The 19,065-nt window shown below is 67.2% G+C and carries 20 protein-coding genes and 1 tRNA gene; 10 read left to right on the plus strand and 11 right to left on the minus strand.

What is annotated here, in order from left to right; all coding sequences use genetic code 11:
• Positions 1 to 81: 81 nt before the first annotated feature.
• Together MH112_RS02520 and ftsY are read right to left on the minus strand one after the other, a co-directional pair.
• Positions 82 to 672, minus strand: a complete 591-nt coding sequence (locus MH112_RS02520) for an inner membrane-spanning protein YciB (protein WP_296563370.1) — start codon at positions 670 to 672, stop codon at positions 82 to 84.
• Entirely contained in the window at positions 669 to 1,604 is a 936-nt protein-coding gene (ftsY, locus tag MH112_RS02525) for a signal recognition particle-docking protein FtsY (protein ID WP_296563373.1), read from the minus strand. Before ftsY ends, MH112_RS02520 begins: the two co-directional genes overlap by 4 nt.
• A 95-nt stretch (positions 1,605 to 1,699) precedes the next feature.
• On the opposite strand from ftsY, the gene MH112_RS02530 reads away from it, so the two are divergent.
• Positions 1,700 to 2,335, plus strand: a complete 636-nt coding sequence (locus tag MH112_RS02530; RefSeq protein ID WP_296563376.1) for a trimeric intracellular cation channel family protein — start codon at positions 1,700 to 1,702, stop codon at positions 2,333 to 2,335.
• Between the two features lie 153 nt (positions 2,336 to 2,488).
• On the opposite strand, the gene mtaB is transcribed toward MH112_RS02530, so the two are convergent.
• Entirely contained in the window at positions 2,489 to 3,769 is a 1,281-nt protein-coding gene (mtaB, locus tag MH112_RS02535) for a tRNA (N(6)-L-threonylcarbamoyladenosine(37)-C(2))-methylthiotransferase MtaB (protein ID WP_296563379.1), read from the minus strand.
• On the minus strand, positions 3,766 to 4,596 hold the full coding sequence (gene dapF, locus MH112_RS02540; RefSeq protein WP_296563381.1) for a diaminopimelate epimerase: 831 nt from the start codon (positions 4,594 to 4,596) through the stop codon (positions 3,766 to 3,768). Before dapF ends, mtaB begins: the two co-directional genes overlap by 4 nt.
• Positions 4,597 to 4,964: 368 nt before the next feature.
• Here dapF and MH112_RS02545 point away from each other — a divergent pair, with 368 nt between their 5' ends.
• The 3 genes from MH112_RS02545 to MH112_RS02555 all read left to right on the plus strand — a co-directional run bounded on the left by MH112_RS02545 (position 4,965) and on the right by MH112_RS02555 (position 7,765).
• Entirely contained in the window at positions 4,965 to 6,782 is a 1,818-nt protein-coding gene (locus MH112_RS02545) for a prolyl oligopeptidase family serine peptidase (RefSeq protein WP_296563384.1), read from the plus strand.
• A 92-nt stretch (positions 6,783 to 6,874) separates the two neighbouring features.
• Positions 6,875 to 6,964, plus strand: a tRNA-Ser gene (locus MH112_RS02550).
• Positions 6,965 to 7,162: 198 nt separating this feature from the next.
• A complete protein-coding gene (locus tag MH112_RS02555) occupies positions 7,163 to 7,765 on the plus strand; it encodes a hypothetical protein (protein ID WP_296563388.1) in 603 nt (200 codons plus the stop codon).
• 532 nt (positions 7,766 to 8,297) lie between these two features.
• Here the strand turns inward: MH112_RS02555 and MH112_RS02560 are convergent.
• Positions 8,298 to 8,945 (minus strand): class I SAM-dependent methyltransferase, encoded by a 648-nt coding sequence (locus MH112_RS02560; protein ID WP_296563390.1) that lies wholly within the window; start codon positions 8,943 to 8,945, stop codon positions 8,298 to 8,300.
• Positions 8,946 to 9,087: 142 nt separating this feature from the next.
• On the opposite strand from MH112_RS02560, the gene MH112_RS02565 reads away from it, so the two are divergent.
• Positions 9,088 to 9,423 carry a thermonuclease family protein gene (locus MH112_RS02565; protein WP_296563392.1) on the plus strand — a complete coding sequence of 112 codons (336 nt, stop codon included), beginning with the start codon at positions 9,088 to 9,090 and terminating at the stop codon, positions 9,421 to 9,423.
• A 40-nt stretch (positions 9,424 to 9,463) separates the two neighbouring features.
• Positions 9,464 to 9,952, plus strand: a complete 489-nt coding sequence (locus MH112_RS02570) for an SRPBCC family protein (RefSeq protein WP_296563394.1) — start codon at positions 9,464 to 9,466, stop codon at positions 9,950 to 9,952.
• On the opposite strand, the gene MH112_RS02575 is transcribed toward MH112_RS02570, so the two are convergent.
• Positions 9,949 to 11,262, minus strand: coding sequence for an NAD(P)/FAD-dependent oxidoreductase (locus MH112_RS02575; protein ID WP_296563397.1), 1,314 nt, complete (start codon positions 11,260 to 11,262; stop codon positions 9,949 to 9,951). The genes MH112_RS02570 and MH112_RS02575 overlap by 4 nt on opposite strands.
• Before the next feature lie 239 nt (positions 11,263 to 11,501).
• Here MH112_RS02575 and MH112_RS02580 point away from each other — a divergent pair, with 239 nt between their 5' ends.
• Positions 11,502 to 14,003, plus strand: coding sequence for a TonB-dependent receptor (locus tag MH112_RS02580; protein ID WP_296563398.1), 2,502 nt, complete (start codon positions 11,502 to 11,504; stop codon positions 14,001 to 14,003).
• 30 nt (positions 14,004 to 14,033) lie between these two features.
• On the opposite strand, the gene MH112_RS02585 is transcribed toward MH112_RS02580, so the two are convergent.
• Together MH112_RS02585 and MH112_RS02590 are read right to left on the minus strand one after the other, a co-directional pair.
• The gene (locus tag MH112_RS02585) at positions 14,034 to 14,849 is read right to left on the minus strand and encodes a class I SAM-dependent methyltransferase (protein ID WP_296563400.1); all 816 of its coding nucleotides are present in this window, start codon (positions 14,847 to 14,849) and stop codon (positions 14,034 to 14,036) included.
• 112 nt (positions 14,850 to 14,961) lie between these two features.
• The gene (locus MH112_RS02590) at positions 14,962 to 15,516 is read right to left on the minus strand and encodes a DUF1003 domain-containing protein (protein WP_296563402.1); all 555 of its coding nucleotides are present in this window, start codon (positions 15,514 to 15,516) and stop codon (positions 14,962 to 14,964) included.
• 166 nt (positions 15,517 to 15,682) lie between these two features.
• On the opposite strand from MH112_RS02590, the gene MH112_RS02595 reads away from it, so the two are divergent.
• Positions 15,683 to 16,105: a hypothetical protein gene (locus tag MH112_RS02595; protein WP_296563405.1), complete on the plus strand. Its 423-nt coding sequence runs from the start codon at positions 15,683 to 15,685 to the stop codon at positions 16,103 to 16,105.
• Positions 16,106 to 16,137: 32 nt separating this feature from the next.
• Here MH112_RS02595 and MH112_RS02600 read toward each other — a convergent pair whose 3' ends face one another.
• From MH112_RS02600 to MH112_RS02610, 3 genes are all read right to left on the minus strand, one after another.
• Positions 16,138 to 16,428, minus strand: a complete 291-nt coding sequence (locus tag MH112_RS02600; protein WP_296563407.1) for a hypothetical protein — start codon at positions 16,426 to 16,428, stop codon at positions 16,138 to 16,140.
• Positions 16,429 to 16,524: 96 nt separating this feature from the next.
• Positions 16,525 to 17,382, minus strand: a complete 858-nt coding sequence (locus MH112_RS02605) for a transglutaminase family protein (protein WP_296563412.1) — start codon at positions 17,380 to 17,382, stop codon at positions 16,525 to 16,527.
• A 16-nt stretch (positions 17,383 to 17,398) separates the two neighbouring features.
• The gene (locus MH112_RS02610; RefSeq protein ID WP_296563415.1) at positions 17,399 to 17,527 is read right to left on the minus strand and encodes a hypothetical protein; all 129 of its coding nucleotides are present in this window, start codon (positions 17,525 to 17,527) and stop codon (positions 17,399 to 17,401) included.
• A 331-nt stretch (positions 17,528 to 17,858) separates the two neighbouring features.
• Here MH112_RS02610 and MH112_RS02615 point away from each other — a divergent pair, with 331 nt between their 5' ends.
• A complete protein-coding gene (locus MH112_RS02615) occupies positions 17,859 to 18,188 on the plus strand; it encodes a hypothetical protein (RefSeq protein WP_296563418.1) in 330 nt (109 codons plus the stop codon).
• 70 nt (positions 18,189 to 18,258) lie between these two features.
• The gene (locus MH112_RS02620; protein ID WP_296563421.1) at positions 18,259 to 19,029 is read left to right on the plus strand and encodes a TylF/MycF/NovP-related O-methyltransferase; all 771 of its coding nucleotides are present in this window, start codon (positions 18,259 to 18,261) and stop codon (positions 19,027 to 19,029) included.
• Positions 19,030 to 19,065: the final 36 nt, after the last annotated feature.

The raw sequence follows: 19,065 nt of genomic DNA on the forward strand, positions 1-19,065 counted from the left end.
TCAACCGCCAGACTATAGGCGTTCTGCGTCGCTTTGACGACGGACGGTCCGTGGGCGGCGCAAGACCGCCACTGCGGCGCGTCAGCCGGGGGTCGGCGGGGGCGGGGGCTCGTCGGTCTTGGCGTACTTCATCATCAGCGGCACCTGGCTGAAGGAGAACACCAGGGTCAGGATCAGGATGCCGGGCATGCGGAACAGCACCCAGACCTCATCGCTCTGGGTGCGCCAGATGACTTCGTTAAGCGCAGCCAGAAAGGCGAAGAACAGGCCATAGCTGAGGGTCAGCTTGCGCCAGGCCTCATCGGGCAGCTGGATGCTGGAGCCCATGAGCATCTTCAGGGGGCTCTTGCCAAAGGCCAGCCCCCCCAGGAGCCCTGCCGCGAACAGCAGGTTCATGATGGTCGGCTTGATCTTCACGAAGATCGGGTCGTTGAACACCACCGTCAGGATGCCGAAGGCCAGGGCCGCACCGCCGGAAATGGCCGGCAGGGGCGCGATGCGTCGCTCGACGATCAGGCCGATCATCAGGGCCAGGGCTGAGCCGGCGATCAGCCACTTGGTGGCCTCCACCAGGTCGCGGCCCGACAGGAAGAAGCCGATCAGGAAGGCCACCAGGCCCCCATAATCGACAATGGAACGAACAGTGCGGCGCGCTTTGAGCGAAAGCCTCATGGGGTGTCCAATCCGACCAGGGACCTGGCGAAGGCCCGGGGCTCAAAGGGTTGCAGATCATCGACGCCTTCGCCAACCCCGATCAGCTTGATCGGCGAGTCAGATGCCTGGGCTACAGGCACCAGCACCCCGCCCCGGGCGGTGCCGTCGAGCTTGGTCATGACGATGCCCGACACCCCGATCTGGTTGCCGAAGATGTTCTCCTGGCTGAGCGCATTGCGCCCCACTGTGGCGTCGAGGACCAGCAGGGTCTCATGGGGGGCCTCGGGATCGACCTTCTTCAGCACCCGATTGATCTTCAGGAGCTCGTCCATCAGCCCCTGCTTATTCTGCAGACGCCCGGCGGTGTCGATCAGCAGCACGTCATAGTGCTCGGCCCGGGCCCGCTCCAGGGCGTCATAGGCCAGGCCTGCGGCGTCCGATCCCGTGGGTCTGGACATGAAATCGGCACCGGCCCGGCTGGCCCACACCGCCAGTTGTTCGACGGCGGCGGCCCGGAAGGTGTCGCCGGCCACGATCAGGACCTTGGCCCCGCGACGGGTGAGGTCGGTGGCGATCTTGCCGAGCGTCGTGGTCTTGCCCGAGCCATTCACCCCGATGAACATGACCACATAGGGCTTGGGGCCACTCAAGGGATCGAAGGTCCCGCGCCTGGCCGACAGCTCCTCGCCAATGGCTTGGGCCAGGGCTTCCTTGATCTCGGCCTCGTCGGCGGACTTGCCAAACCGGGTCTCGGCGAACCGGGCGGTGATCCGGGCAGCGGAATGGGGCCCGAGGTCGGCCTCGATCAGCATCTCCTCCAGCTCGTCGAGCTTGGCCTGGTCGAGGGGCTGTTTGACGAAGCCCGACACCACGGCCTCCGACATCTGCCGCGAGGAGCGCGACAGGCCGGTGGTGAGGCGCTGGAGCCAGGATGTCTTTTCTTCCGTCATGGGGGGCTTCTAGCCGCCGACGTCTCCGCCGTCACCTGGGCTCGCAGCCTGGGGCGTCCGGGTCTAGCATCGCGGTAAACCGAAGGGAGTCACACATGGAGGACGGCCTGGGCGCAGCCCTGACCTGGCTGGACTATGCCGCCGTGTTCGTCTTCGGCGCCTCGGGCGCCCTGGCTGCGGCCCGACGCAAGCATGACATCGTCACCTTCACCTTCTTCGCGGCGGTCACGGGGGTCGGAGGCGGCACCCTGCGCGACCTGCTGATCGACGCCCCGGTGTTCTGGGTCGGCCGGCCAGAATATCTGATTGCCCCGGTGGCGGCGGCGGTGGCCGTGTGGCTGTTCGGGGCTGGCCGGGCGCGGCTGTTGATCCTCACCTGGCTGGATGCCCTGGGGCTGTGTGCCTATGCGGTGGTCGGGGCGGCCAAGGCCCTGGCCTTCGGGGTTCCCCCCGGCGCAGCCGTAGTCATGGGGGTGCTGACCGCCACCTTTGGTGGGGTGCTGCGCGATGTGCTGGCCGAGGAGCCTTCGGTGCTTCTGAAGCGGGAGATCTATGTCACCGCCGCCCTGGTAGGTGCCGGCGTCTTCGTGATCCTGAACGTCCTGGGGGTCCCCCAACTGGCCGCCGCCCTGGCCGGGTTCGGCGCAGGCTTTGCCATCCGCGCCGGTGCGATCGTCTTCCGCTGGTCCCTGCCGGGCTTCCCCGGCCGCGCCGCGCCGGACGAGGACTAGGCGGCTCCCGTCTACGCGCCGCAGGCGCTTTCAAGAGGGGACACGAAGGACACAAAGGAGGCGCGAAGGACACGAAGACGAGGCCGCCGATCCCTTCGTGTCCTTGGCTACCTTCGTGTCCTTTGTGTCCGCTGTTTTTGAAGCGCTGCGCGCCTACTCCGCCGCCGCCAGGACGGGGACGACGGCGTGAGCCTTGCCGCCGGCGTGGCCGGTGATGCGCAAGGGCGTGATCTGGCCGACCACCGCCTCGCCCTCGTAATGGATTTCGGTGAAGTCCGGCGCGCGGGCCACGCCGGGACGCTCGATCAGGGCGTCCACCGTGCAGCCCACCTGGCGGTCAAGGTGACGAGCCAGAGCCGCCTCGCCGGCCGCGCGCAGGGCTGCGGCGCGGGCCTTGATCTCGGCTCTGGGAAGCTGCGGCATCCTCGCCGCCGGGGTGCCCGGCCGGGGGCTGAAGGGGAAGACGTGCAGGTAGGCCAGGCCCGCTTCCTCCACCAGGGCGAGGGTGTTGGCGAACATCTCGTCGGTTTCTGTGGGGAAGCCCGCGATCAGATCGGCGCCAAAGGCCACATCGGGGCGCACGGCGCGGACCTTGGCGATCAGGGCCAGGGCGTCGGCCCGGCTGTGGCGGCGCTTCATACGCTTGAGGATCATGTCGTCGCCGGCCTGCAGGGACAGGTGCAGATAGGGTGCCAGCCGCGCCTCGCCGGCAAACAGGGCCAGCAGATCAGCATCAATCTCGGCGGCATCAATGGAGGACAGCCGCAGGCGGGGCAGCTCTGGAACCAGCCGCAGGATCCGCCCCACCAGCTGGCCAAGGCTTGGCTGGCCCGGCAGGTCGGCGCCCCAACTGGTGACGTCCACCCCGGTCAGCACCACCTCGGCATAGCCCTCAGCCGCCAGGCGGCGGACCTGGTCGACCACCTCACCGGCCGGCGCCGAGCGGGAATTGCCCCGGCCAAAGGGAATGATGCAGAAGGTGCAGCGGTGGTCGCAGCCGTTCTGGACCTCCACATAGGCCCGCGCCCGGTCCTTCAGACCATCGATCAGATGGCCGGCGGTCTCGCGCACGCTCATGATGTCATTGACCCGCACCCGGCCCTCGGCCGGACGGTCGAGATAGGCGCCCGCCGCGCTCTTTTCGGCGTTGCCGAGCACGAGATCGACCTCGGCCATGGCGGCGAAGGCGGCCGGGTCGATCTGGGCCGCGCAGCCGGTGACGATCAGCTTGGCGCCGGGACGCGCGCGGCGGGCTTTACGGATCGCCTGGCGGGCCTGGCGCACGGCCTCACCCGTCACCGCGCAGGTGTTGAAGACGATGGCGTCGGACAGCCCGTCCTCAGCGGCCCGGGCGCGGATGACCTCGCTCTCATAGGCGTTCAGGCGGCAGCCGAAGGTGACGATATCCACGCCGGGCGTGGTCTCCCCGCTCACGGCAGGGTTCCGGAGTAGTCCAGGCTGGCCGCGCCCGTCATGATCACGTGGTTGTCGCTGGCCCGCCATTCGATGGTCAGGTCGCCCCCGTCCAGCTCCAGTCTGGCTGTCCGGTCGGTGAGGCCGCGACGGACGCTGGCCACCAGGGCCGCACAGGCGCCGGTGCCGCAGGCCTTGGTCAGGCCCGCCCCCCGCTCCCAGACCCGCAGGCGGATGCGGTCGCGGGCCTTGATCTGGGCGAAGCCCACATTGACCCCTTGGGGGAACAGCCGGTGATGCTCGATCATCGGGCCGACCTCGCGCACCGGGGCGATGTCGGCGTCCTCGACGAAGAACACCACATGGGGATTGCCCATGGAGACGCAGCCAGGCGTATGCAGCAGCGGCGCGTCGATGGGGCCGACCTGCAGTTCGATGCCCCGGGTGTCCATGGGCTCGTCCAAGGGGATATCGGTCCAGTCCAGCCCTGGCTCGCCCATGTCGACACTGACTAGTCCCTCCCCGGCCCGCTGGGTGCGCAACAGCCGGTCGCCCACCTCCAGCACAGCAGCGTCCCGGCCTGTGGCCTCCATCACCAGCCAGGCCACGCAGCGCGAGCCATTGCCGCAGGCGGTGATTTCCTCGCCGTCGGCGTTCCAGAACCGGACCCGGATATCGGCTTCCGTGGTCGCCGGCTCCAGGACGATCAGCTGGTCGCAGCCGATCCCGCGCTCGCGGTCGGCGATGGCGCGCACCTCTGCCGCGCTGGGCGCGAAGGGCTGGCTGCGGGCCTCGACCACGACAAAGTCGTTGCCGAGCCCGTTCATCTTCAGGAACGGACGGCTCATGGCGGGGGTCATATAGGGCAGAAGCCTCACCAAATCATCTTGCCTGCGCAGGAGGGGCAGACAATTTGGCCCCTCGGCCTCTAGATAAGGGGCATGAACCGTCTGCTTCCCCTGGTCTGCGCCGCCCTGCTCATGCCCACCGCAGCCCTCGCCCAGTCCGAAGGCCCGCCCCGCGCCGGCGCCCCCGACCCTTTCCTGTGGCTGGAAGAGGTGGACGGGCCCCAGGCCACGGCCTGGGTGGCGGGACAGAACGCCAAGGCTGAGGCCCGCCTGACCGGCGACCCCCGGTATGAGACCCTGCTGGGGAGGCCCGGGCGATCTTCACCGCCAAGGACCGCATCGCCACCCCGGGTTACCGGGCCGGCGGGGTGGACAATCTCTGGCAGGACGACGCCAACCCCCACGGCCTGTGGCGCCATGCGAGCCTGGAGACCTATGCGGCCGGCGCGGCCGCGTGGACCACGGTGCTGGACCTCGACGCCCTGGCCAAGGCCGAGGATCGCAACTGGTTCTTCCATGGCGCCAGCTGTCTGAAACCCGCCGAGACCCAGTGTCTGGTGGAACTGTCGGACGGGGGCGGCGACGCCGTCGAAATCCGCGAGTTCGACACCCTCGCCAAGACCTTCGTCGCCGGCGGCTTTTCCCTAGCCCAGGGCAAGCAGAGCGCGGTCTGGCTTGACCCCGACACCCTGCTGGTCGCCCGGGAATGGACGCCCGGCGAGGTCACCGAGTCCGGCTATGCCTATGTGCTGAAGTCCCTGGCCCGGGACGGGACCACCGTGGAGCTCTACCGGGGGGAAAGGACCGATGTGTCGGTGTTCCCCATCGTCCTGCGGGGCGAGGACGGTGCCCCCCTGGCGGTGATCGCCCGGCGGGGGATCACCTTCTATGAGAGCGACTTCCTGCTGCTTTCCGAGGGCGCGCCCGCCCGCCTGCCCCTGCCGAAAAAGGCCAATTTCGAGGCCTTTGTCTCAGGCCAGGTGGTGTTTTCCCTGCAGGAAGCCCACGGCGACCTGCCCCAGGGGGCCCTGGTGGCCTTTGACCTTGAGGCCCTGAAGGCCGACCCCGCCACAGCCAAGGCCCAGCTGATCTTTGCGCCGGGTCCCCGGCAGGCGATCCAGCAGGTGGGCGCCACCAAGGACCGGCTGGTCACCGCCCTCCTGGAGAACGTCAAGGGCGCTGTAGAGGTCTGGACCTTCAAGGACCGCGCCTGGACCTCGGCCAGGCTCCCCCTGCCCGGCGACGCCAATATCACCCTCACCGACCTGGCAGGCGCCGATGACACCCTGTTCCTCAAGGTCGAGGGCTTTCTCACCCCCACCAGCCTGTGGCTGGCCGACGCCGCCAGCCTCACCGCCCGTCAGGTGGCCGCCCTGCCCGACCGGTTCGATGCGTCCACCCATCTGGTGGAGCAGCATTGGGCCACCTCCAGCGACGGGACCCAGATCCCCTATTTCGTGGTCCGCCCCAAGGCCGCAGCCTTGGATGGCCAGATCCCCACCCTGATGCTGGGCTATGGGGGGTTCGAGATCGCCATGCCGCCCCGCTACATGCCCGAGGCCGGCCAGCTGTGGCTGGCCCGGGGCGGGGCCTTCGTCCTGGCCAATATCCGCGGCGGCGGCGAGTTTGGCCCGGCCTGGCACCAGGCGGTGCTGCGGGAAAACCGCCAGCTGGCCTTTGACGACTTCGCCGCCGTGGCCCGCGACCTCGCCGCCCGGCAGATCACCTCGCCCAGGCGTCTGGGCATCTATGGCCGCTCCAATGGCGGGGTGCTGACCAGCGTCGCCATGACCCAGCATCCGGACCTGTGGAACGCCGTGGTCATCGAAAGCCCGCTGATCGACATGCTGCGCTATCACCGGCTGCCGGCCGGCGCCTCCTGGATCGGGGAATATGGCGACCCCGAAGTCCCCGAAGACTTCGCCTTCATCGCCCGCTACTCGGCCTATCAGAACCTGCAGCCGGGCACGGCCTATCCTGAGGCCTATATCACCACCAACACCCGGGACGACCGGGTCCATCCGGGCCATGCGCGCAAGTTCGCCGCCGCCCTGGAGGCGCTGGGCGCGCCGGTCCTCTATTACGAGCCGAGCTTCGGCGGCCACGCCAATGACGCCGACCCCCAGCTCAACGCCGCCCGCTGGGCTAGGCACTATGTCTATCTGATGCAGCGGCTGATGGACTGAACATCCGCCGCTTGCGGAGCAAGCCCGACCTGAGTAGGTTCCGCGCCTCGCTCAGCGGGCCTGCTTCACCCCAGGTCCCCTTGCTGGCCCTAGGAGAGGTGGCTGAGTGGTCGAAAGCACCGCACTCGAAATGCGGCGTGCCTTTACGGGCACCGTGGGTTCGAATCCCACCCTCTCCGCCAGGAACTCGCCGACGCTTGGGCTTCGAAAGATTTTTGGTGGCATCGGCAACGATAATTCCCGCCGCATCGGGACGCATCTTAACCCCAGCCTATCTGGTCACCAGCCGCGTCGCGATGGAAATCAAGCTTCGCTACTTGCAGTAGGCGTGCTCATATCGATGGGCAGTATTAACGACGAAATTGGGGAAGGCGTTGGTTGTGCTGAAACGTCAACTGTGCGGTGCCTTCGTAACTCTTGTTTTGGTCACTTCAGCACCAGCTGCCCAGGCATTGACGCTAGGCACCAGATTCGCTCCCCTTTTCTCTGATGAGCGCCTACAGGGATGCTCGTTAGTTTTTGAGACCACCCAGCCCGACCATGCAAATTTGGGTGGCGCGCTGTCGCTGGCCGTGGGTTCTTTCACTGCATGGGCGATACCAGACAGAGCTCCCGTGCTCATGTTCAAGCTTGGGGTGTCAGGCCCCGGCGGCTACAACCGCCCTACGCCACCGCATGGCGTAGCGCTACAAAGCGACTTGGCTACCAACGCCGGAGATCGGATTAGCGCTGAGCATCTCGACCCTGGCTATCTGTCGACAATTTTTGCTTTCGGCGACGCAACTATCGCCTCGTTTTTCGGCGGTGTCGCAGCCGGCAAGATTGATGCGATCTACACGAGCAACGAGGGCGGCATAGCTGTGCCATTCTCAGTCGATCTTAGAATTGCAGAGCTCAACTTGAGAACTGGCCAGGTGATGCAAGGTCAAGCTGACAAGGAATTCGACTCCTGCATGGACGTCCTTCTCGCACCAACTTCCTGATTGAGATCAACACAAGAGAAATAGGGTCACACAGCGCTTGCCAAGGAGTGCTGATGGAAACGCTAGGCCACATGCTCTTCGCCATGCGCCCACGGAAGACTGTACGCATAAAATGCAGTCCTTCGCTGCGTAAGGCTGGGAGCAAGCCGCAGGTCAGTTAAACTGTATTGTCTGTATTGAGTCAGGCTCTGGCGGCAAAAACCAGGGGACTGGATGTAGAATAAGGGGGGAGTATGCGGCGCGCGGTCTTGGTGGCCGCTTTGGTCTGCCTTGCGTCATGCGGGCCAGATCAGGGCATAGAAGGGTACGACGCCCTATCCCGACACGTCGAAGGCAACCGGGTTGGAGGCGGCTCGGATCAGTGGATCGAAATGGTCACTGTCATGGGCACGTCGGAGCGGGTTGGACTAATCTTCGGCTACACGAACGACCATCAAGCCTGCCTACAGGCTATCGCGGGAATGCAAGAGGCAAACCCCGATCGCGAGTACGTCTGCACGCCCGCAAACTAGTGTAAAATCTGCTCTACGCATTACCCCCTCACCGCCACCACATAGGGCCGAAAATCCCTTACACCTGACCCGTGGCGGGCGCGCTCGAGGATCTCGAAGCCTGCGGCGGTCAGGTCGGCCTCGAGGTCGGCGGCGTTGAGGGCGGTCACGCGGGGGGCCTGGCCCAGGGCCTGCATGAGCGGCAGGACCACCAGGGCGGCGCGCAGCCACGGGCTCATCTCCTTCAGGCACGGGGTCTTTGAGATGAAGAGGCCGCCGGGTTTCAAAACCCGGTGGATGCTGCCCAGGGCGGCCCGGCGGTCGGCCACCAGATGCAGCAGGTTGAAGGCCAGGACGATGTCGAAGTGGCCGTCCGGCCAGGGTGCGGCCTCCGGCGTGGCGACCTCGAAGTTCAGGGTTTTAAGGCCCGCCGCCTCAGCCTTCTCCCGGGCGATGGCGATCATCTGGCCGGAGAGGTCGGTGGCCAGATAGTGCGACACACCAGGGGCGAGCCTGAGCGCCGTGGAGCCGGTGCCGCAGCCGAGCTCCAGGACCCGGTGGCCGGGCTGCAGGCGCTGGGCGGTCGCCTCCAGGGTGCGCTCATAGCCGGCGAGATCGGCGATGGGGTCCTGGGCGTACTTGCGCGCGGTCCTGTCCCAGAAGCGGGCGTCTTGGGTCATCTGGGTCATGGGGGGTCCGGTTTCGACGGGGGATGGGCGGCGGCGGGCCTGGCCGTGTGCAACCTAGCAGGGCGCTGAGGCGAACACCAAGGCGTGCAGACGATGCGGCGGTGGCCTAGGCCTTTCCTGCGAACAGCGTTACCGACGGCCCATGTCCGCCCTCAGCGCCCTCGCCGCCGCCGTCTTTCTGTGTGCCAGTCCAGGGGTCACCGATGGGGACACCCTGCGCTGCAAGGACAAGACCCGGGTCCGCATCTGGGGCATTCAGGCGCCGGAGCGCCATGAGCCCGGCGGGGCCGCGGCAACCCGGGCCATGTCGAGGATTGTCGGGCGGGCGGACCTGACCTGCCAGCGTAAGGGCACCAGCTATCAGCGGGTGGTGGCTCGGTGTCGTCTGCCCTCCGGCCAGGACGTGGCCGCCGAGCTGGTCCGCCAGGGCCACGCCAAGGACTGGCCCAAGTTCAGCGGTGGGACCTATGGGCGATAGGGTGCCCCATGATCACTCTGCCACGGGTCCCTCGGCCCAAATGACGACCACCGCAGGTGCCTCGCTGGCGCAGGTCTGGGCGGTCTTTGTGGCCATGGATCTGGGGCAGGTATTGGCCAGGGGCTCTGGCCCCATTCCGGCCGTCGTTCGGACCAGCGATCAGACCGGGCCGTGGGATGTGGCCGGCAGCGCCCGCCAGGTGCATCTGGCCGACGGGTCGGTGGTGACCGAGGAAATCCTGGCCAGCGATCCGACCCATGGGGCTGCGCCGTCGGGCGGGCAGGCCCGGTTTGCCTATCGGGTCGAGGGGTTCTCAGGACCCCTGGCGACCCTGACCGGCGAGGCCTTTGGCGAGTGGGCCTTTGAGGAGACCGCGCCGGGGCGGACGCAGATCACCTGGCGCTACACCTTCGTCCCCCGTTCCGCCCTGATGGCCGCGCCGCTGTCGGCGCTGATCGCGCTGTTCTGGCGGGGCTATATGCGGCAGGCAATCGAGAACGTGCGGCGGCTGGCCGAGGCGGCGGGCTAGCCCCTGGCGCGGGCCAGGATGGCGCGGCCGGCGGCCTCGCCGGAGCGCCGGGCGCCCATCACGGTCACCGCATAGGCCTTGCCGTCGCTGTCGCCGGCGAAAAACAGGCGGTGATCGATGGGGGTCCCATAGACCTGCCGGGCCCGGGCCTGGCCCACCTTCACCACGCTGTAGGCGCCCAGGGCGAAGGGGTCGCTGGTCCAGTCGGCCACCGTGGTCGCGGTGATGCGACCCCGCAGGCTCGAGCCCAGCATGGCCACGAGCGCCGCCCGCCCCGCCGCCGTCAGGGCCCCGGGGCCAGCCGTGGACAGGGCGCGGGCGTGCCGGCCCGAAAAGATCACCGTGGCCAGGGGCAGGCGGGGGTCCACATAGAGGGCGGTGGTCTCGTGGCGCAGGGCGGCGTCCATGTCGAAGGCGAACTCTGGCGCTTCGGTCAGCGGTCGGTCCAGGCGCAGACCGACCTTGATAAAGGCGCCCCCCTGCAGGGCGTCCAGGGCCGCCTGCCGCAGAACCGGCAGGGGCGGGTCAAAGGCGATGGTCCCCCTGGCCAGCACCGGGGGTGGGACGGTGATCACCACCTGGCGGGCGTCCAGGGCGCCAAAGGCCCCTGAAACCCGCACCCGGTCAGAGGCCCGCCAGTCGATCTTCTGGACCCCATGGCCGGTGCGGACCGGCACATCGGCGGCCAGATCGGCCACCAGCTGGCCAAAGCCCCCCTCGACCACATGGTCCTCGCCATCGGCCAGGGCGCCATAGTCCTGCACCGACAGCCGGTCCCGGTCCGTGGCCAGGGTAAAGGCGGCATATTCAGCGGCCACCTGCTGCATCTCATCGCCGGCCGCCTGGCCCAGGGCAAAATCGGCACCCAAGAGGCTGCGGCGCACGACCCGGCGCTCCAGCTGGGCCATGGCTGCCTCAAGCTGCGCCTCCCCGTCCTTGAGCGCCCGCCCGCCCCGCAGCAGGGTCAGACCGTCTTCGCCGCTCAGCCAGGTCCTGCGCCCCAGACGCCGAGCCTCGGCCAGGAACGGATTGACCGAAGCGCTGTGCAGCCAGTGTGCGCCCCGGTCAAAGGGCAGGCCCAGGGCAGCGGTGTCGGTATGGGCGCGGCCGCCGATCCGGTTGCGGGCCTCCAGCACCACCACCCGCCGTCCGCCTGCGCGCAGGGCCCGGGCCGCGGCCAGCCCTGCTGCGCCTGCCCCGATCACCACCACATCGGCCTCCACCGGCCGGGCCGCCCGGACGATGGCCGGGGCCCCCATCAGGGCAGCACCGGCGGCCATGAGCCGTCGTCGGGAGAACACTCCAGCCATGGGCGGTCTTTCTTGACGTCTGGGGCAAGATCTGGGGTCGCCTGAGCTTGGCGCAGAAACAGCGTTTCTGTCTGCAGAAACGTTCACTCAACTTGAGGCTGTTGTTTGCCCTTGCAAGGCTCTGGCAAAGGGCCGTTTCCGGGCCTGAAAGGCTGCGCTTTCCTGTCGCACTGTTGCGGAACTGTCATAGGTGCCTTGGCGAGGACCGCTTACCTTCAGAAACTAAATGTGAAGGCCGTATGCCCGGCCATCCGCAGGGGGACTACATGACCTATCGCGCTATTCTGTTTGCAGCGGCGTCCGCCGCCAGCCTGCTTGCCCAACCCGCCTTGGCCCAATCGGCCGCCGGCGCTGAGGTGCAGGAAGTGATCGTCACCGGCACCCGCGCCGAAGGCCGCACCCGGCTTGAGTCCCTGGCCCCCGTCGATGTGATCAGCCAGGACGCCCTCAACAAGGTTGGCGTGACCGAGCTGAACCAGGCCCTGGCCGTCTCCCTGCCCTCGTTCAACTTCCCCCGTCCGGGTCTGGCTGACGGCACCGACACCATCCGCCCGGCCACCCTGCGCGGCATGGCCCCTGACCAGACCCTGGTGCTGGTCAACTCCAAGCGCCGCCACTCGGCCGCCCTGGTCAATGTGAACGGCACCATCGGCCGCGGCTCTTCGGCGGTGGACCTCAACACCATTCCCTCGGGCATCGTGCAGTCGATCGAAGTGCTCCGCGACGGCGCCTCGGCCCAGTACGGCTCTGACGCCATAGCCGGCGTGCTGAACCTGCGCCTGCGCGAGGCCTCGCAGGGCGGCAATGTCACCGCCTCCTACGGTGCCCGCGTCACCACCGTCAGCACCCAGGTCGCGGCTGTTCCGACCGGTGCCAACTGGACCGTGGCCGACAAGGCCGAATACGACCGCACCGACGGCGAGACCCTCAATCTGTCGGGCTGGATCGGCCTGCCGCTGGGGACCGAAGGCTTCCTGACCCTGGCCGCCGAATATGTGGACCAGGAGAACACCATCCGCACCGCGCCGGACTGGCGCCAGCAGTACGCCCGGGTCGGCACGGCCTTCGACGCCCGCGAAGCGACCATCAATCGCTACAGCGCCTGGTACGGCGAGCCCAAGATCGAGCAGTGGACCCTGTTCGCCAACGCCGGCTACGACCTGTCGGACACCGCCAGCCTCTATGGCTGGGCCAGCTATCAGAACCGCGACTCCACCTCGGCCGGCTTCTTCCGTCGCCCCATTGACGACCGCAACATCACCTCGATCCATCCGGACGGCTTCCTGCCGCTGATCAATCCGGTGGTTGAGGACTTCGCCGTCGGCGGCGGTCTGGAGTGGCAGGCTGGTGCCTGGGACATGGACGCCTCCCTGGTCTATGGCTCCAACAAGATGGACTTCACCATCCGCAACACCCTGAACCGGTCCATTGGACCGACCAGCAAGACAGTGTTTGCGGCCGGCGGCTATGAGTACGATCAGGCCGTGTTCAACCTCTCCGGCGTGCGCCAGTACGACACGGGCTTGGCCTCGCCGCTCAACGTGGCGGCGGGTCTCGAGGTCCGGCACGAGGGCTACGGCATCTTCGCCGGCGAGCCGGACTCCTACCGCAATGGCGGAGTTCTGCTGAACGGCGCCCCGACCCCCGGCGGCGCCCAGGTGTTCCCGGGCTTCCAGCCGGCCAACGTGGTGGACGAGAACCGCTCCTCGGTGGGCGGCTATCTCGACATGGAAGCCAATCTGACCGACGCCCTGCTGGCCTCCGCCGCCCTCCGCGCCGAAAGCTATTCGGACTTCGGCGAGACCTTCACCGGCAAGCTGGCCCTGCGTTACGACATCAATGACAGCTTCGCCCTGCGCGCCTCGGTGCAGAACGGCTTCCGCGCCCCGTCCCTGCAGCAGCAGTTCTTCACCACCACCTCGACCAACTTCATCAACGGCGTGCCCTTCGAGATCACCACCTTCCCGGCGGAAAGCCCGGTGGCCGTGGCCCTCGGGTCCAAGTCGCTGGAGGCCGAGCAGTCGGTCAACTTCGCCCTGGGCGCCGTCCTGCGTCTCGGCGCGGTCAACATCACCATCGATGCCTACCGCATCCTGGTCGAGGACCGGATCGTTCTCTCGGAAAACCTGACCTCGCCGGCGGTGCGTAACTTCCTCACCTCCCGTGGGTTCATCGGCATCGGCGGCGGCCGCTTCTTCATCAATGGCGTGGACACCGAAACCCAGGGCGTCGACATCGTCGGCAACTACCGCCTGACCACCGATCAGATCGGTGCCTTCAACTTCACCCTGGCGGCCAACTTCAACGAAACCGAAGTGACCAAGGTGCCGGCCACGGCCCAGCTCACCGCGCTCAGCCCCTCGCCGGTGCTGTTCGACCGCGTGAACGTCCTGACCTTCGAGCAGGGTACCCCTGACTCCAAGTTCACCGGCTCGGTCGACTGGTCCATGGGCGCCTTCGGGGCCACCCTGCGCGGCACCCGCTATGGCGAGGTCCTCAGCCCCGGCACCACCGCGGCCCTCGACCTGGTGCTCAAGCCCAAGGTGGTCCTCGACCTGGAAGGCCGTTGGAACGTCACCGAGAAGGTGCGGGTCTCCGTCGGCGCCGACAACATCCTGGATGAATACCCCACCGGGACGCCGCCGGCCCTCAACACCACCTCGAACACGCCGTTCTCCAACTACGCGCCGTTCGGTCGCTCGGGCCGTTATGTCTACGGCCGCGTGTCGGTGAACTTCTGATCCCGGCGCCCCCTCAGGTCTGAGGGGGCTCTAGCCGCTGGCCACCCTGGCATGGACCAGACCCGGTGCCAGTTGATTACGAAGAGGCGGGATGGCCGACAGCCATCCCGCCATTTTCATGCGCGCAGGATAGGGCTCCGCAAAGGTCCTGACGCTTAAGGGTTCAAGCCCGGGGATCGTAGACAGAAGCCCGCCGATCGCGTCGACGCTGATCCCCCAGGGCATGGGCGGAGCCCGGTAGGCCGGGGTGACCTGATAGCCTTTCAGGGTCTTGTCCGAGAGCCAGGGCGGGATGATGTCGAAATAGATCTCCGCCCCCGGAAACCGATTGGCGATCTGGCCAAGCAGGCCGCGAACCTCCCATGGGGAGAAGTACATCAGCAGCCCGGCCGCGGAGATAAAGGGCGCCGGCGACGGCGGCACCAGGTCCATCCAGCGGGGATCGAGCACCGAACAGGGGATGTGATGGAGCCTCGGGTCCGGCGGCAGCATCGCCTTGCGGACCTCGATCGCCTCAGGAAGATCAATACTGATCCAACGGGCCGTAGGGCTATTGATCCGCCAGAACTGGGTTTCGAGCCCCTCCCCAAGGGCAATCACCGTGCCGTTCGGCGTCTGGCGCAAATAGGTCCGGATCAGGTCATCCCCAACCCGCGCCCGGATGGCATGCAGGACGTTGGGTGCCCCGAACATCCGGTGGAAGTCATAGTCAATGGCCGCCACCAGCCCTGCGGCCATGGGGTCCTCGATCAGGCGATCGCGTCGGGCATGTTCGGCAGCCCGGTTCCACAGGGGCCAGAGCATGGTTTCCGGAACACCGGTGAGATCGATCTTGACCTGGGCCATGGTCGCCACTGCTTGGGCTGGGCTTCAGCTTGTTCGCCAAGCCCCACAATAATGCGACTTATTCTTACTTGCAAATCTTTCGTGCCCCAGGGGCAGAGCGAGCCGCCCCGCCCTAACGGGTGTCCCGGGCCAGCAATGTCCTGATCAGGTCCAGTTGCGCCTGCTGGCCGGCGAGGATGGCTTCGAGCTGCTTGGCCCGCATCTGATCGAGCTTGTCATGCAGGGCCATGATCTCGATCTCCGCCTTGAGGTTCACCTCATAGTCGTGGGCGGCGCTGATCCGGTCCTTCGCGGCCTGCCGGTTCTGGCTCATCATGATGAACGGGGCCTGGATTGCCGCCAGCATGGACAGCAAAAGGTTCAGGAAAATGAACGGGAAGGGGTCAAAGGCCTCTCGCCCCAGGGTCAGGTTGAGCAGGGTCCAGACGCTGAGAAAGGCACCAAATCCCAGGATAAAGACCCACGACCCCCCCACCGCGGCAACCTGATCGGCCAGCCGCTGACCAAAGGTCTGTTCGTCGGCAAAGGTCTCGTTGATGTCCCGGCTCACCGGGCTGCGGTCGGCCGCCTTGGTCAGGACCCGGCGCTCAGCGGGGCCCAGATCCCCTTCCAGCTTGCCCAGCCACCGTCTAGCGGCCTTACCCAGACCACCTGCCTGTTCACTCATAGCTGATCCTCTCCGAAGTCCTGACTGCAGGTCCAAGGATTGGGGGCGCAGGGTCAGACCCAGCGCAAGGGATTTCGAAGACCGCAGGTCATGACCCATCATGTCATTGGACCCGGCGGACGACTGGGCCAGTCTGTCCTCAGGCAAAGCTCAGCAGGAGGTTTCGATGACGGGGTTCTGGCGACAGTGGATGGCGGCGTGGCGGCTCTCGGTGGCCGGGTTTGGCGTGATCCTGGCCGGGGGGGCCTTCGAAGCCACCAGCGGGCCGGTGCGGATGATCTTTGCCCTGGTGGGGGAGGCCCTGCCCCTGGAGATGCCTGCGACCTTGCGGTTCTCCATCGCCCTCATCGGGGCGGTGACCCTGGGCTGGTGGCTCACCCTGGAGGCGGCCTTCAAGGCCATCGACCTGCTGGGGGACCGGGCCGGGCCGGTCTGGCGATGGCTGACGGTGTCAGTGGTGGGATGGTATCTGATCGACGGGGCCCTGTCGGCGGCCACGGGGTTTGCCCTCAACATCGTCCCCAATACCGGGCTGCTGGCAGGCTATCTGATCCCCGTCCTGGCCACAGGCGTGCTGCGGAAAACCTAGGCCGCATGACCCATCAGGGTCCCCGCCAGGGTTTAGCCCTTGAGCAGGCTCAGGCAGCGGCCCACCGCCTGACCATTGGCTTCTGCGGTCTTGATCGTCAGCTTGCCGCCGATGACCAGCCCGCGCAGTCGGCTACGCATCAGCTTTTCGATATCGGAGTCAGGCTTCACATGGGGTGCCACGGTGGTGTGCATCAGCTTGCCCTCGGGCGAGAGACCGGCCGCGCACTTGTCGGCGGCCGGGTTGGCCAGGGCGGCCGTGGCGCTCAGGCTGGCGACCGCCAGGGTGGAAAGCAGCACAGCGCGGAGGCTTTGACGGGTCATGGGGCAGTCCTTGCGGGGTTCCTGTCCTTTAGCGTGCCAAAAGGTTGTGACGAGAGCAAGGCGTCAGGCCTCCCGGATCGGGCGGGCGCGGCCACGTCAGGGGGCGGGGGCAATCCGCACCTGGACATCCATGCCCAGGACATCTGACGCGTCCCCGGCGAAGCTGCCGGAAACCGGCATGATCTGGTCGCTCGCGGCCCCGACCGCCAGGGGAATGAGGCCCGCAGCGCCCAGGCGTCTGTGGGTGGGATCAAAGGCGATCCAACCAGCCCCCGGCAGATAAACCTCGGCCCAGGCATGGGTGCTATCGGCCTGCCGGTCGGTCAGGTCGGGGTCAAACATGTAGCCACTGACCGCCCGGGCGCCGAAGCCCAGCTGGCGGGCGGCGGCGATGAACAGCGCCGCCAGGTCCCGGCAGGCGCCGCTGGCCAACCGAAGAGTCTCTCCAGGGCTCTGCACCCCTTCTTCCTCCCGGACCCGGTAGGTCGCCGCCGCCAGAACCCCCGCATTGAGGTCCTTCAGTAGGGACAGGGTGTCGGTGCCGGGGCGGGCGACGAAGCCGTGGGCCCAGCGGGCCACATCGGGGTCCGGCTGGGGCAGGCAAAGGCGGGCCAGATTATCGGCGTCCTGGGGGTCATAGGCGAACGGGTAGGTGTGGGCCTCTGGCGCCAGGTTGATCACCGGCCAGGGTGGGGCGCTGGAGACCGCCCGCAGGCGGGTCTCGAGGGTCAGCTGCGCGGTGGGCTCGGCGAACCGGGCGACGGCGCAGAGGTTTCCGAACACGTCCTGGCTCCAGGCGAGATCGGCCAGGGGGGAACAGCGAAGTTGGAAGTCCACGACATCGAGCTCAAGGCTGTCGCGGGGGCGAAGCCTGAGCTGATGGGGGTGCAACACCACCGGCCGGGCGAAGCGGTAGGTGGTGAGGTGATGAATGTCGAAAGCCGCGGCGCTCACAGGCCGCGCCAGGTGATCAGCGCTTCTTTCCGGGAGCGGCCCCGGCGGGGTCGAGGAACGACCGGGTCGCCGGCTCGGGCTTGGCGGCGGCCGCCTGCTTGGGCTTGCGGACTTCACGGTTGGATTTTTTCTGGCCCTTGGCCATGGCAGGTCTCCAGGGGCGGCGCTCGCCGCGGAAAGAAGGTGGGTTGGTCGTGCAGGGAGGGCGCTCTGGGGAACGGGCGCTAGCGTCCGCGCAGACCCAAGAGGGAAAAGGCGACGGGAGCCAGAATGGCGGTGACAACGCAGAGCGCGGCCACGATCAGAAGCGGGGACATGGGAAACCGAGACTGCGCCGCATCGGAGGGGATCGACCGCCTGAGACGCGGCACACGTCCGATGACGCTTTATCCTAGATGGGGCGTCGGCGGAAAAATACCAGGGGAGCGTCAAGACGACTTGGCTTGGTGGCCCATCCATGATCGGAACCTCGCCCCATGACCGACCCCACACCCGATCCTCGCCCGCTCGACACCCGCGCTCCGGCTGGCTGGGTGGTGGCGGTCCTGCTGGAGCCCGCCGGGAGCGGCGATCAGGACCAGCGGTTCTTCGCCATTGGCCGGGCCGACCGGGCCCAGGCCGAGTGGGTGGCGGTGGATATGGCCTTGAGCCTTGGCCTGCGGGTGGCCGCCAGCCCGGCGGGGGGCAAAGAACCTGTTCAGGCCCTGGCGCCGCTCTCCCTCGTGCGGATGCGGGCCCTGGGCCTCGGAGCCGGCGAGCGGCGGGATCTGGGCGAGCGCCGCCCTCGGCGCTGGCTAAGCGCTTAACCCTTGAGAGTCTGTGGCGCACCGGTCGGGGCGTGGTAAATCAGGCTCGCCCTTAGCTTGCGGAGACGCCATGCCTGCCCTTGATGATTTCGTACACCCCACGGTGATCGTGTCCCGGGCCTTCTATGGGGTGACGAACCTCGCGCCGATCAAGACCGCCGTCGAGGGTATCGCCGAAGCCATGATCAATCCTCACGGGCTGTTTGTGGGCGACAACCTGATCACCATGGGCAAGCGCCTGGGCTTTCTGGACGACAAGATCCTGATGGACGCCTTTTTGCGCAACGCCGAGACCGTGGCCGAGCGTGGCGCCCTGTGGCGGATCGTGACCCTGGTGTGGGCGGCGCGCACAGCCCTGCGGGTCGAGGGCGATTTCGTCGAGTGCGGTTGTTACAAGGGCAACTCCGCGCGGATCGTTTCCGAGGTCGTTGGTTTCGCCGATATGCCTCGGCACTACTATCTCTACGACCTGTTCCAGCACGACGAGTCCATGCCCCATCACAGCATGCTGGAGCACAGCGAGACCCTGGTGGACCAGGTGCGCGCACGGTTCTCCGACATGTCCAATGTGACCATCACCCAGGGCCGGGTGCCTGACAGCCTGGCGGTGGCCGCACCTGAGAAGATCGCCTTCATGCATCTGGACCTGAACAACGCCGACGCCGAGATCGGCGCGCTGGAGGTGTTGTTTGACCGTATCTCGCCCGGCGGAATCCTGATCCTCGATGACTTTGGCTGGATGGCCTATCAGGACCAGATGATCGCCGAAGTGCAGTGGATGCTGAAGCGGGGCTACCGGATTTTGGAACTGCCCACCGGCCAAGGGCTGGTGATCAAGTAGCCACAGGCCCCGTCACCCTGGACCAAGGCCGGTTCG

It is taken from the genome of Phenylobacterium sp., from assembly GCF_022402485.1.
In the GTDB taxonomy this organism is placed as follows: domain Bacteria; phylum Pseudomonadota; class Alphaproteobacteria; order Caulobacterales; family Caulobacteraceae; genus Phenylobacterium.